This window comes from Paenibacillus albiflavus (assembly GCF_004344915.1).
Classification (GTDB): Bacteria; Bacillota; Bacilli; order Paenibacillales; family NBRC-103111; genus Paenibacillus_AM; species Paenibacillus_AM albiflavus.
Window position 1 is genome coordinate 140594 of record NZ_SKFG01000004.1, and the last position, 13765, is coordinate 154358.

Genomic DNA, 13765 nt, shown 5'->3' on the forward strand with positions numbered 1-13765 from the left:
AATTGAATTATCCGACATATAGGTATATAGTCACAATTTATTTATTAAGCGCCGATAAAGGAGTTAAATATATAAATGGCTAAAATTATGATTGTCGATGATGCTCCATATATGCGTTTATTGCTGCGTGATTTCCTATTTTCAGCCAATCATGAGATTGTAGCTGAGGCAACCAATGGAGTCGAAGCTGTACAATTGTACAAGCTGCATCGGCCAGATTTAGTAACCATGGATATGACAATGCCTGAGAAAGATGGAATTAGCGCACTAAAAGAAATCAGAGAGTTCGACTCCAGTGCCAAAGTGATCATGTGCTCGGCGATGGGACAAAAGCAAATGGTGTTAGATGCGATACTTGCTGGTGCTAAGGATTTTATCGTTAAGCCTTTTCAAAAGGAGATGGTCATTAACGCAATCAGTCGAGCATTATAGATAGACTTCTGGAGATAACGAAGGCGGGAGATTACATGAGAATTGGACCTATAGAGCTGTGGAATCAACAACTGTTAGATATTGTAGTAAACGATGGCTCTATCTATCAGACGATTATATTGAAAATAGGCAAACAAGAACTGATGCTGCAGCATCCGTCGAATCAAGAAGGCCCGCTTGTTCCCGTAAGGTCACAAGAGGTATCCGTTTTCTTATCTGATGAACATAGTAACCGCTATGTATACGAAACGAACTTATCTTTCGTCGATAACCGATTTGTGCTTCCAATCCCTACTCCTGAACAGATTAAGAAAGTGCAGCGCAGACAATTCTTTCGTGTGCCTGCAATACTTGAAATGACGTTAAAGAAGACTCTGAATCTTGATGAGGATGAGGTAGAGGAATACAAGGTTGTAACAGATGATATTAGCGCTGGAGGGTTATCGTTCCATTTGTTCAATTTAGCGCCTTTTCATCGGGGGGACATGCTGACCGTTGAGATCGATATAGAAGGCGCGAAGAAAACGACGAGATGCATTTTTGAGGCGCAGGTCGTTAATATTACCAAGATGGACGCCAAAAGGACCCGTTACGCATTAGAGTTCAAGATAATTAGAGAAATGTATCGCCAAGAAATTATGTCTTTTTGCATGAAACGGCAAGCTGAGATTCGCAAGAAGATTGGTGATTAGTCTGGAACAGACCCGCAGAAGTGCGGGTTTTTTGACAAAGAATATGAGGTGGACGAATTGTTTAGACGGTTTTTAATGCTAGGAAGCATCAATGCACTCCTATCCGTTGCGCTTGGTGCGTTTGGTGCTCATGGACTTAAAGGGGTAATTAGTGATGAGATGTTGACGGTGTATCAGACAGGTGTTCAGTATCATATGATACATGCACTTGGCTTGATCGCGATTGCGCTTGTTGCGGATCGTCTAGGGAATCATCGTCTTGTAAATGCGGCTGGTTGGCTTATTCTGATCGGTATTATTTTGTTCTCGTTCAGTTTATATGCACTTAGCATAACAGGCGTCAAAATTCTTGGTGCCATTACACCATTTGGTGGAGTTTCTTTCCTTGCAGGCTGGGCATGTGTGTTCTTGGCTGCATTCAAAAGTAAAAGAAGCTAAGGTTATCGCCAATACGTAAAGCTCTCGAAAACTGCATGAGCAGATTTTCGGGAGCTTTTGTTGTCTTATCAGTCGTTTTTCTAGTTGACGTTTTGGTAGAATATGCCATAAACTAGATAAAAGTACTATAGTTGTATTTTTATTAAAAATTATATAGCGATACGAAATCTATCGACTAAGGAAGTGCATGCATATGGCTGAGCCTCTACTAGAGATCAAAGGATTGCAGACACATTTTGAGACAGATAGCGGAAGGGTTCCTGCTGTTGACGGAGTGGATATTTATATTCGCAAGGGTGAAGTGCTCGGAATTGTGGGTGAATCTGGCTGTGGCAAAAGTGTGATGTCCTTATCGGTTATGCGACTGGTTCCGAGTCCTCCAGGTAGAATTGTAAACGGTGCCATTCAATATAAGGGTGAGGATCTGGTGCATGTCTCCGAGAAACGTATGCAGCAAATTCGTGGCAATGAGATTGCGATGATTTTTCAGGAGCCGATGACTTCGCTTAATCCTGTGTTTACCAATGGTAATCAAATTAGTGAGACAGTCCGCTTGCACCGCAGTCTGAATCGGAAAGAGGCTAAGCTGCACGCGATTGAAATGCTGCGCAAGGTCGGGATTCCCCGTCCTGAAGCAATTGTTGATGAATATCCGCATCAGCTTTCAGGAGGAATGAGGCAACGCGTGATGATTGCTATGGCAATGGCATGCGATCCTGAGCTGCTTATTGCAGATGAACCGACAACTGCGCTCGATGTGACGATTCAAGCCCAAATTCTTGACTTGATGAAGCAGCTTAACCGTGATCTGGGTACTGCCATTATGATGATTACGCATGATTTAGGTGTCGTTGCCGAAATGTGTGATCGGATTGTGGTCATGTATGCAGGCAAGATCGTCGAAGAAGGTTCGACAAGAGCCATTCTCAAGAATCCTCAGCATCCTTATACAAGAGGCTTGATTCAGTCAGTTCCCCGTATGGATGTCGCGCAAGATAAATTGTATTCCATTCCCGGCAATGTGCCGAATCCACGGTTTATGCCTGAGGGATGTCGCTTTGCTCCTCGTTGTGAGCATGCTATGGATCGTTGTCATACTGAAATGCCTGCGCTAGTCACGCTTGATGCAGGACATCAAAGCCGCTGCTGGCTGCATGATTTATAGGGGGGATGGCATGGAACAGGAGCTGTTGCAAGTCAATCATTTGAAAAAATATTTTTCGATCAGAGGCGGTATCTTCAGTAGAGAGATTGGGCAGGTGAAGGCTGTAGACGATGTATCGTTTACCGTTCGTAAGGGTGAAACGCTTGGACTTGTAGGAGAGAGTGGCTGTGGTAAATCGACGACAGGCAGATCGATTCTGCGCTTGATTCAGCCAACAGATGGGCAGGTTTTATTTGAAGGCAAGGATGTAACGAAGATGTCCGCCGATGAAGTTCGCCGATTGCGCAGAGATATGCAAATCGTGTTTCAGGACCCATTCGCATCGCTGAATCCCAGACATACGGTTGGACGCATTCTGGAGGAACCTTTGATCGTCCATCGTATTGGGAATGCCAAGGAACGTAAGGAACGTGTTATGCATTTGCTGGAAGTTGTCGGGCTGCATACGGCATATGCCAAGCGATATCCGCATCAATTCTCAGGCGGTCAGCGACAACGGATTGGCATCGCAAGAGCGCTTGCCTTGAATCCGAAGCTTATTATCGCGGATGAGCCCGTCTCAGCACTTGATGTATCGATTCAGTCTCAGGTGCTCAATTTAATGCAGGATCTCCAGCGAGAATTTGATTTGACGTATATTTTTATTGCGCATGATTTAAGTGTTGTGAAGCATATAAGTGATCGCGTTGGCGTAATGTATTTAGGCAGAATGGTCGAGCTTGCAGATAAAAACCGTTTATACAATACCCCCAAGCACCCCTACACACAAGCGCTTCTATCTGCTGTGCCCAATATTGATCCTGATGTAAAAAAGGAGCGTATCGTCCTTCAAGGCGATGTGCCGAGTCCATCGAATGCTCCGCAAGGGTGCGCATTTCACACGAGATGTGCTTTGGCTATGGATTCTTGCAAGTCTATAAGACCTGAATGGAAAGCGGTTGGCGAAGGTCATTTTGTAGCATGTCATCTATATCATTAATTAACTGAATTATCAGATAATTAATTAATGATATGAAATAGATGAATTACAATTTAAGGGGGTTCTGCGTGTGAGAAAGTGGAAATATGGAGCTTTAGCGCTAATGTTGTTAATGTCCGTTGTATTGTCTGCTTGTGCAAGCAATAGCAACAGCGCAAGTGGTGGGGTACTGGTAATTGGTCGTGGAGGAGACTCCGTAGCGCTCGATGGAGCGATCGTAACGGATGGCGAATCTGCAAAGGTAATTCATCAGATAACTGAAACACTGCTCAAGTATAAGGAAGGCACGACAGAAGTTATCCCAGGCTTGGCGGATCTGCCTGAAGTGTCGGCTGATGGACTCAAGTATACGTTCAAGCTGCATAAAGGCATCAAGTTCCATGACGGGACCGATTTTAATGCGGATGCCGTTGTGTTCAACTTCAATCGTTGGCAGAATCCAAAAGGTGAGTTCAATTATTTGGATGCTTCAGCAGAAGAATCCTTTGCCTACTATGACAGTATGTTTGGCGATGAAGGCAATCGCGTAATTAAGGAAGTTAAAGCATTGGATGAATTAACGGTTGAATTTACACTCGAAAAACCACAAGCTCCATTCTTGCAAAATATTGCAATGACCTTCTTCGGAATTGGCAGTCCAACAGCTATTAAGGAGAAGAAGGAGAAGTATAAGGAAGCTCCTGTCGGAACAGGTCCTTATAAATTGGTGGAGTGGAAGCGCAATGAATCCATTACGCTGGAGCGCAACAAAGACTATTATGTCCAAGGTGTGCCTAAGATGGATAAGCTGATTATCAGGTCGATTCCAGATAACTCAGCTAGATTGAATGAATTAAAAGCTGGAACGATTGCTCTCATGGAAGATGTGAATCCAAGTGATTTAGCTACAATTGAAGGCGATGCTAATTTGCAGAAAATCCTTCGTCCTTCCTTTAATGTAGGCTATGTCGGATTTAACACGAAACATAAGCCATTTGATAACCCTAAGGTTCGCCAAGCATTAAATTACGTTGTTGATAAGAATGCCATTATCAAAGCGTTCTATCAGGATCTAGCAATTCCAGCGGTTAACCCTATGCCGCCATCCATTCTTGGCTACAACGACAAGGTGGAAGATTATCCTTATGACCTGGATAAGGCGAAGAAGCTGATGGCAGAAGCGGGCTATCCGAACGGATATGATAAAGAACTGGTATTCTATGCAATGCCAGTATCACGTCCATATATGCCAGAAGGTAAAAAGGTTGCCGAAGCGCTGCAGGCTGAATTCGCTAAGATTGGCATCAAGACAAGAATCGAATCGCCTGAGTGGGCTGTCTACTTGAAAGATGCGCAAAAGGGTGATAAAGATGACATCTTCATGCTTGGCTGGACAGGTGATAATGGAGACCCAGATAACTTCTTATACACGCTGCTTGATAAAGATACGATCGGAAGCAATAACTATTCTTTCTATATTAATGAAGAGCTGCACACGATTCTTTCGCGCGCACAATCGGAGCCAGATCAAGATAAGCGCGCAGTCGATTATAAGAAAGCGCAAGAAATAATCAAGGCTGATGCACCGTGGATTCCGCTCGTTCATTCCACACCATTGCTAGCAGCGAAAAAGGGGCTTAAGGGCTTTGTCCCTTCACCAACAGGTTCTGAGACATACGCGAACATTACGCTTGATTAATGTTAGGATATCCGTCAAGTAAAGGAAGGTACGGATCAGATAGGGGCAGTAGGTGATGACCTACTGCTCTTGTCTAATAATCATGATGATGACAAGAGTAATCCTATTTCTATCGATATGCAAAGCGGGTGAAATCTGATGATAGCCTACACCATAAGACGTCTTCTAACACTTATTCCTGTACTGATTGGGATGACCATTATCGTATTCTTAATCATCCATGCCATTCCTGGAGATCCTGCTGATATGATCCTGGGTGAAAAAGCTACTGTAGCGACGAAAGATGCGCTTCGTGATCAGCTTGGATTGAACAAGCCTATATATGAGCAATACGGCATGTATGTGGGCAAATTGCTATCAGGCGATCTCGGTAATTCAATTCGCACCAAATTGCCAATCAGCAAAGAGATTTTACCTTATATGGCAGCGACCTTCGAATTAACGGTCGTAAGCATGGCAATTGCCATATTTTTTGGCGTCAATGCAGGAATTCTGAGTGCGATGAAACAGAATTCATGGTTTGACTATATGAGTATGATCATCGCCCTTATTGGCGTTTCGATGCCGATTTTCTGGCTCGGACTCATGGAGCAATGGGTATTTGCCGTTGAGCTAAAGTGGCTACCAAATACTGGACGAATGGATGTGCGTGATCCGATTACAAGCATAACGGGGCTGAATGTGCTTGACTCGATTCTATCGGGTCGAATGGATCAAGTCTGGACGGCAATCAAGCATCTCATTCTGCCGGGTATCGCATTAGCAACGATTCCGATGGCTGTGATCGCCCGTATGACTAGATCGAGTATGCTGGAAGTGATGCGCTCGGATTTCGTACGAACTGCCAGAGCAAAGGGATTATCTCAATTCTTTGTTGTTTATAAGCATGCATTGAAGAATTCGATGATTCCCGTTATAACGGTGGTTGGTATCCAATCGGGATTACTGCTAGGTGGCGCTGTTCTGACGGAAACGATTTTCGCTTGGCCAGGGGTTGGTCGTTATATTTATGATGCAATAAGCTTCCGTGATTATCCCGTGATTCAATCTAGCATATTGCTTATCGCTCTGATTTTTGTATTGATTAATTTGATTGTGGACTTGCTCTATGCATTCTTCGATCCACGAATCAGCTATAAATAGGAAGGAGATGCTTGCTTATGCAGCAGTTATCAACACAGCCAGTTGCTTCTCAACAAGCAAAGCTCGATTTGAAAGCGTCTTCGCCGTGGCTCGATGCGTGGAGAAGCTTGCGCAAGAATAAGTTAGCGATGACGGGTATTTGCATCATTATTATTTTTATACTTATAGGTTTACTAGCTCCAGTTCTAGCTACCCATGATTATAGAGTGCCAGTGCTTGCTGATCGACTCCTGCCTCCGTCAAGTCAGCATTGGCTTGGTACGGATGATCTCGGTCGTGATAATTTAACCAGAATTATGTATGGCGCTCGAGTATCCTTAACGGTTGGCTTCTTCTCTGTCATCCTATCCCTGATTGTAGGGTCGACATTAGGTGTAATTGCAGGGTATTACGGCAAGTGGATCGATGGCATCATCTCTCGTTTCTTTGATATTCTGTTCGCCTTCCCAAGCATTCTCCTTGCCATTGCAATTGTCGCAGCGCTTGGACCTTCTCTGCAGAATGCGCTCTTTGCGATTGCCATCGTGAATATTCCTACCTTCGGCAGATTGGTGCGCTCCAAGGTGCTCAGCCTTAAACAAGAAGAGTTTATTGTAGCTGCCAAAGCGCAGGGAATGAAAGATCGTAGAATTTTGTTCATTCACCTGATTCCGAACAGCTTGGCACCGATTATTGTTCAAGGTACGATGGGTATTGCTTCGGCAATCATTGAGGCCGCCGCTCTTGGGTTCCTCGGATTAGGGGTGCAGCCGCCAGAGGCAGAGTGGGGCAAGATGATTTCGGATTCTCGTCAATATTTTGTTAATGCACCATGGACAGTCGTATTCCCAGGTTTGTCGATTATGATTACCGTACTTGGGTTTAACTTGTTTGGAGATGGCCTGCGAGACGTGTTAGATCCGAAAATGAAGAATTGATCATGAACAATCCAGTGAAGGATACAGTTCCCCTCATTACTTGATCACGAAGTAGATCAAGTAATGAGGGGTTTTTGTAAGCAAAAAAACAAATATACCCATATCGTAAATGCCATACTATGTGATATAGTTGGGATTGCTCCAAATCTCAAGGGGGAGCCGCGGTTCGAAATCTCCCGCGTTATCAAAACTAGGAGGATTATATATGTTTAATTTTACTTGGGGTGTAGGGTTCGTTCTCGTGAACTTTACGCTGTTCTTGATCTGCTATCGCTTCTTTGGCAAGAAGGGGCTGTATGCATGGATCGGGGTTGCGACGGTGCTTGCGAATATTCAGGTCACCAAGACAATCGAGATGTTTGGTCTCGTAATGACATTAGGCAACACCATGTACGGAACGATTTATTTGACCAGTGACTTGCTAAATGAGAAGTACGGTCAAAAAGATGCGAAGCAAGCGGTATGGTTTGGATTCTTCACACTGATTATGACGACGATCATTATGCAGATGGTGTTGTTCTTTGACAAGGCGGAAGGGGTTGATATGGCCCAGGACTCTCTTCAAATCATCTTCGGTTTGATGCCGAGGCTCGCACTTGCCAGCTTAACTGCTTACTTCTGTAGTCAATTCCTTGATGTTCGTATCTATTCGTTCTTGAAAAAGATCGTACCCGGACGCAATCAACTCTGGATTCGCAACAACGGCAGTACTGCAGTTAGCCAGCTGGTGGATACGGCAATCTTCTGTACGATCGCTTTTACGGGAATCGGGTATACTTGGGATGTCTGGTTTGATATTTTTATAACGACATATTTAATTAAGTTCGTAGTTTCCATGGCGTCAACGCCTGTCTTATATATTGCGAGAAACTTTACGTTCAAAGACGAACAATAAAATAACAGCAGCTTAGGCGCATCATTCACCTAAGCTGCTGTTCATTTTTTGACCGATTAAATTAAATCATTCTCTTGGCGCCAACATAGTAACGCTGACTCCAGCTGCCGTTAAGATCACTTAAACTAACGCGCATTCTGCTGCCAGATGCTGCATCGATGTATTGACCGTCGCCGATGTACATTCCAACATGAGATACTTTTGAACCTTCTTTGAAGAAGACGAGATCGCCAGGCTGTAACTTACCAATTACACGAGTACCTGCAGTGTACATGTCTGCTGCTGTACGTGGTAGGTTGATCCCATATTTGTTAAATACGTATTGAAGGAATCCGGAACAATCAAATCCACTAGGAGTTGATCCTCCATACACGTAACGAACACCTAAGTATTGCTTGGCAGTCTGGATGATTCGATTCGCCAGCTCTGTTCCTTCTTCTGGGCGATACCAAGCTGGAGCGTGAAACTCTCCATCGGTGGATAGAATGGCGATGCCGTTCTGTGTATCCCATTGAATCAAGTGTCCGAGGGATTCACCGATGAAGCGGAGTGGAACATAAGTTGATCCATTCATTTTAAAAGGAGCCTTGCTCATTTGAACAGGAGCGCCATTAACCATTGCGGTTGCATCTCCCGTTTTAACAACAACTTTATTCGATTCATATGTAAAAGTAACTACGGTTTGTTCGCCTTCATTATACCAATCTAATGTATAACCTGCTTCTTCGGCAAGTGGCCTAATAGGAACGAATAAGTGCTCACGATCAACCCATACGGATCTAACTTCACTTGGTGAGAGTAACGTATCGTTGACTTGTGTCTTGATATTGGAATCAACTATATCTTGTGTTTGAGCTTGAGCTTGATCATTGACGAGCAGCCCAGCACCTAGAATCACGGTGGACAGCGCAATAATTTTAAGTAAGGATTTCAAAAAGTTACCTCCTTATGTATTTGTTGTTTAGGACTAACGTATCTATAACGTTATCATAGTGATCTAACCCGAATCATTAGAGAACGATTAGAATTTGGCGAGAATGAACTGAAGAAACGTTAAAAAGCATAGAAAAAACGACCGCTAATGTGAATTAGGGTCGTTTGATATACGTGTTGCTATACGATTTTATATATAATTAGTATAGATTATTTATCAAGCTTACGATATGCAGCGTGATTTGTCGGGCCAACATATTGGTTGAGCGGGAATGATTCACGGATTGCTTCTGTAATGAAAGCTTTAGCTGTGTGAATCGCCTCTCGAACATCGCGTCCCTTTGCAAGCTCTGCTGTGATCGCTGCGGAATAGGTGCAGCCTGCACCATGCGTATTGTTTGTAATGATTTTCTCAGAAGTAAGAAGCTCGAAGGATTCGCCATCATACAAGACATCAACAGCTTGCTCTTCATGAGGTAGCTTGTTGCCGCCTTTAACTAGTACATACTTTGCACCTAGCGCATGAATTTTGCGAGCCGCTTCTTTCATTTCTTCGACGGAATGGATAGGAGCCATACCTGCAAGTTGTGCTGCTTCGAATAGGTTAGGTGTCACGACTAATGCCTTTGGCACGAGCACATCACGTAAGCAATCATTCGTTTCAGGATGAAGCGCCTCATCTTGGCCCTTACAAACCATTACGGGATCAAGCACAAAATTCTTTAAACCGAATTCGTCGATCTTGCGAGCGACCATTTCGATAATCTCAATGGAACCAAGCATGCCTGTTTTGAATGCATCTACACCAATACCTGCGGCAACTGTCTCAATCTGAGGCTCAAGTGTTGAAACAGGAATTGGGAATACCCCGTGCGACCAATTATTATGCGGGTCCATTGTAACAATGACCGTAAGTGCAGTCATACCGTATACGCCGCGTTCCTGGAATGTTTTGAGATCGGCTTGAATGCCTGCGCCGCCGCTTGTATCCGAACCAGCAATTGTTAATGCTTTGTACATAGAGTTATACCCCTTTGTAAATTAGTAGTTTAAGTAGCCTGAATAGGTTGTCTTCTTGTCATTCTACTACGAATTAACAACTGAATAAAGTCGAAACATTCCGTGAAAATAAGGGCTAATTGCCAAATCGGATTGCCTTTAGGTTAGCTAATGCGTTATCTTCCAGAAGCTGATCAGTAAATACATAGAATATCGGTTGAGTAAAGAGCGTATCTCCTGATCTCATATTCAATAACTGATTGGTTGTGAGAACTACGACATCTTTGTTGTTATATCCCGTATATTGCATAGAGCTTTCATCTGTCACGATCTGCAGCATTTCTTGACGCTCATTCGATCCGTAGGCGTAAGCTGAATTTTCCTTAGCTTCGATTTCTTTGCCTTGATCAAAGTAGGTAAGCTCTTGTCCGTTAGGTGCTATTGTTTTGAACCAGCCCTGTGATTTATCTTCAGCTAATTTGAAGAACATATTCGTAAACCAGGCAATATTGTCAAAATAAGTTCCTGTGTTCTGTTCAATCTTTGCTGTGTATGCAAGGACAGGTACACCTGGAAGCATGAGATAATATTGCTCCATCGTTAGCCCTTTGTATCGTTTATGCTGAGCAATATGTTGTCTGGTCATCAGACCTTGCCAAACGTTCTGCATGGAGTCGGTTAAGGTTGCAGCTTCTACGTTAAAGGACTCCTTCAATCTGGCGGGTACTGGAAGCTGACTGCAAGTACCTGCTATTCCGCCTATCCAAGGATTCCACCATGATTTGGCGACTAGATCAGGGAACTCCGAATGTAACCACTCATGTTCTTTATATTTCATTGAGAAAATAGAAGGTGAGAAGTCAGCAGATGCCTGAATATGGATCAGGCCATTATCGGCTGTCAGTACATCCTTGCCCGACTGCGTATGCTGTTCAACTTGAATCAGTGTTTTGTGAACAGGGAATAGGACCTGATTCAGTTGTTTGCTATGCGTCATGAATTTCGCATCTATACTTGCCACTATTGGTACCTCAGTAGAAATTGAATTCGGCATAGGGATTGTGTAGCTCACATGATTCATCCGCTGATCTTCTCTATAAATATGAGCTTCGCTAACAGATAGACCATTATGATGAAGAGAAGCTCTAATTTCCCCTTCAAAATGCTGTTTCTTATTCTCGCTTAACGTCAATACGGCATCTTCAGATGATCCAATAAATGGATTGCGTTCGTTCACTTCTAGTTCTACAGGCTGCACAAGTCTAGGCAGTGATTCTTCTGGTGCAGATTGCTGCAAAGCGAATGCACGGAACTCCTGCCAATCGTCGAATCCGCCGATGGAGAGATAGATCGGCTCAGTTGTTACGGTTTGAAGCGGTGCGATTACGCCAAGCTCGGATTCTAATGTCAAATGCCAGCCTTGGAATTGCAGCTTATGTGCATTAGACCAGCAAATTCCTCGTGGTGACGATTGGTTGCCTCGCGCAAATAGCCAATTCTCGCTGACAAGATTCGCATCCCAGTCATTGAAATCTTGCCCCTCCGAATGATCCATCACCATACATTGGCCCTTATAAGGCAGAATGGAACGGTGTAAAACCTGATAGATCGGATGAAGAAGTGACAGGTCACTCGATGCCATGTCTTCAGAAAGGTTCTGAACTTCATACCAGTTACGAATCGTACCATCAGCGAACAGCAGCGTATAAACTCTAAGCTCGATGGACTTATAATCGTTTGAGAGGTAGGTTGCCTCTATGCCGATTCCGCCACCGTCCACAAAGAATTCTACCTTCTCGGCTCGTTTCTTTGAGAATTCACTAGAATAAGGTTTGCCAATCTTCGGGTAGAAAATAATGGTTGGCTCATGAAGTGTAGGCGATCCAAGTATGAGTTCATTGTCAAGCTTCTTAAGCTTGACGGTATGCTTGCCATTGGCGATAATCCAGCAATCATCACATTCACCAGCTAACTGAGCGCCGATACCTGCAAAAGGAATGCCGAGCCTTTTATGGAATACGACCTGACGATCGCTTAGCTGTGCCGTAATTTCGAGCTCCGCTTCATAGAATCCATGCTTCAGCAAATGATAAGCGATTGGTATAGACCTGCGCTCATGACGACTGAAGGACAGGGAATATTCGTATTGTCCAAGATGAATTAGTGAGCTAGGCGGCAGCTTGAAGGTGAAGACAGCATCCTCAGCAAAGTTGTTTTCCATATCCAGATATAAGACAGCATCTTTATTTGTGTATTGAATGTTGCCTGGCAAGACGGGTTTGATAAGGGCTGGGAACTTAGGGTTAATACCTGTCTGGAACAGTGCTTTCTTCCCGTTAATCAGCACATTCGTCGTTACGCATGGATGTGTTCTCCAAACGCTCTGTTCTTCCTGAACAGGTCCAACAAAGAATGTACCTGTCAGGACCGCTCGGTCAGTTACAGTAACTTCTTCTTTGTAATCGAACGCAATATTCTGATTATCCATACCCTCGAAGGATACATCTAAGGATTTGCCTGTCTTATTGACGATTTCGTAAGTGATCGGATAGCTTGAGCCAAACACAAGATCTAGATTTGGAACGGTTGCGGTCAGCAAGTAATCGTCGGTTTCGATTAATCTTAAGCCCCTGCCGCGGCGCTCGAATTCTACACGCAGATTTTGCTCAGTATGCTTCCATACATATTCATAGTAATCATAGTCGTTTTCTTTGCGTCCATCTGGCTTGACGACGATTTCTCGGATGCAATCCTGATACCAGTCTGCCTCCTTGAAGTAATCTTGAATCGCCTCTGTAGCGAGAACGGTCGGTATGAAGTTCATGAGATGCGTCGTGTCTTCGCGATCTTCCCAGAAGAAACCGCATTTTTTGTAGAGGGGAACCGCTTTGGTATTCCCTGTCCATGTATACAGATCAAGTCTAGGCCAGCCTAGATCAATTGTTTTTTGAACGGACTCAAGAACGAGCATTTTGCCAACCTTTTGTCCATGATAGTCTGGAACAACATTCAGCAGCGCAACGTACAATGCGCCTGTGTCTTCACGATATTCGCAAATGCTGCAGTATCCAACGACACGCTCTCCATCCACTGCGAGAAAGACGAACATAGAATCTGAGTTTGCTTCTTCAATAAGTACTTGTTCTGTAGTTTTTAGACTGCTTGCGCCGCCCCAGTTGTCTCTGCTTTCATTCCACATGTCAGCAACTGCTGACGCATGCTGAGGGGTATATAATTGAATTTGAATTCCCACGATAAAACCTCCGATATGAATGAGTTAAAATTTTGATTCGTTTGATGAATGTCTTTAGCTAGAATTGAATTGCCCATGCTACTTCCCCCTTTATGTGTATGCGTTCCTCAAGGTATTAACTAGCATTAATGCTATAAAAATACAAAAAAGGGACCCGCTTGGGTCCCTTTTTGGATATAGCAGCTATTGATATAGCATCTATAAGCATCAAAAAAAGCCATAAGCGGCATCATGCGCAGCC

The 13765-nt window shown here is 43.8% G+C and carries 12 protein-coding genes; 9 read left to right on the plus strand and 3 right to left on the minus strand.

Annotation, left to right across the window (positions count from 1 at the left end; genetic code table 11):
- Positions 1-75 precede the first annotated feature (75 nt).
- The 9 genes from E0485_RS07080 (at position 76) to E0485_RS07120 (ending at position 8339) form a co-directional block, all read left to right on the plus strand.
- Positions 76-432: a response regulator gene (locus E0485_RS07080; RefSeq protein ID WP_132417284.1), complete on the plus strand. Its 357-nt coding sequence runs from the start codon at positions 76-78 to the stop codon at positions 430-432.
- A gap of 35 nt (positions 433-467) precedes the next feature.
- A complete protein-coding gene (locus E0485_RS07085; protein ID WP_132417285.1) occupies positions 468-1124 on the plus strand; it encodes a flagellar brake protein in 657 nt (218 codons plus the stop codon).
- Positions 1125-1199: 75 nt separating this feature from the next.
- Positions 1200-1562, plus strand: coding sequence for a DUF423 domain-containing protein (locus tag E0485_RS07090; RefSeq protein ID WP_165921114.1), 363 nt, complete (start codon positions 1200-1202; stop codon positions 1560-1562).
- Between the two features lie 193 nt (positions 1563-1755).
- On the plus strand, positions 1756-2727 hold the full coding sequence (locus E0485_RS07095) for an ABC transporter ATP-binding protein (RefSeq protein WP_132417287.1): 972 nt from the start codon (positions 1756-1758) through the stop codon (positions 2725-2727).
- Positions 2728-2737: 10 nt separating this feature from the next.
- Positions 2738-3706 carry an ABC transporter ATP-binding protein gene (locus E0485_RS07100; protein WP_132417288.1) on the plus strand — a complete coding sequence of 323 codons (969 nt, stop codon included), beginning with the start codon at positions 2738-2740 and terminating at the stop codon, positions 3704-3706.
- 103 nt (positions 3707-3809) lie between these two features.
- The gene (locus E0485_RS07105) at positions 3810-5384 is read left to right on the plus strand and encodes an ABC transporter substrate-binding protein (RefSeq protein WP_132417416.1); all 1575 of its coding nucleotides are present in this window, start codon (positions 3810-3812) and stop codon (positions 5382-5384) included.
- Between the two features lie 138 nt (positions 5385-5522).
- Positions 5523-6527 (plus strand): ABC transporter permease, encoded by a 1005-nt coding sequence (locus tag E0485_RS07110; RefSeq protein ID WP_132417289.1) that lies wholly within the window; start codon positions 5523-5525, stop codon positions 6525-6527.
- Between the two features lie 17 nt (positions 6528-6544).
- Positions 6545-7444 (plus strand): ABC transporter permease, encoded by a 900-nt coding sequence (locus E0485_RS07115; protein ID WP_132417290.1) that lies wholly within the window; start codon positions 6545-6547, stop codon positions 7442-7444.
- A gap of 205 nt (positions 7445-7649) precedes the next feature.
- The gene (locus E0485_RS07120; protein ID WP_132417291.1) at positions 7650-8339 is read left to right on the plus strand and encodes a queuosine precursor transporter; all 690 of its coding nucleotides are present in this window, start codon (positions 7650-7652) and stop codon (positions 8337-8339) included.
- Between the two features lie 61 nt (positions 8340-8400).
- On the opposite strand, the gene E0485_RS07125 is transcribed toward E0485_RS07120, so the two are convergent.
- The 3 genes from E0485_RS07125 to E0485_RS07135 all read right to left on the minus strand — a co-directional run bounded on the left by E0485_RS07125 (position 8401) and on the right by E0485_RS07135 (position 13524).
- Complete coding sequence (locus E0485_RS07125; protein ID WP_132417292.1) at positions 8401-9273, minus strand: C40 family peptidase; 873 nt, start codon at positions 9271-9273, stop codon at positions 8401-8403.
- A 209-nt stretch (positions 9274-9482) separates the two neighbouring features.
- On the minus strand, positions 9483-10292 hold the full coding sequence (gene pdxK, locus E0485_RS07130) for a pyridoxine/pyridoxal/pyridoxamine kinase (RefSeq protein WP_132417293.1): 810 nt from the start codon (positions 10290-10292) through the stop codon (positions 9483-9485).
- A gap of 115 nt (positions 10293-10407) precedes the next feature.
- Positions 10408-13524 carry a GNAT family N-acetyltransferase gene (locus E0485_RS07135; protein ID WP_132417294.1) on the minus strand — a complete coding sequence of 1039 codons (3117 nt, stop codon included), beginning with the start codon at positions 13522-13524 and terminating at the stop codon, positions 10408-10410.
- Positions 13525-13765 lie beyond the last annotated feature (241 nt).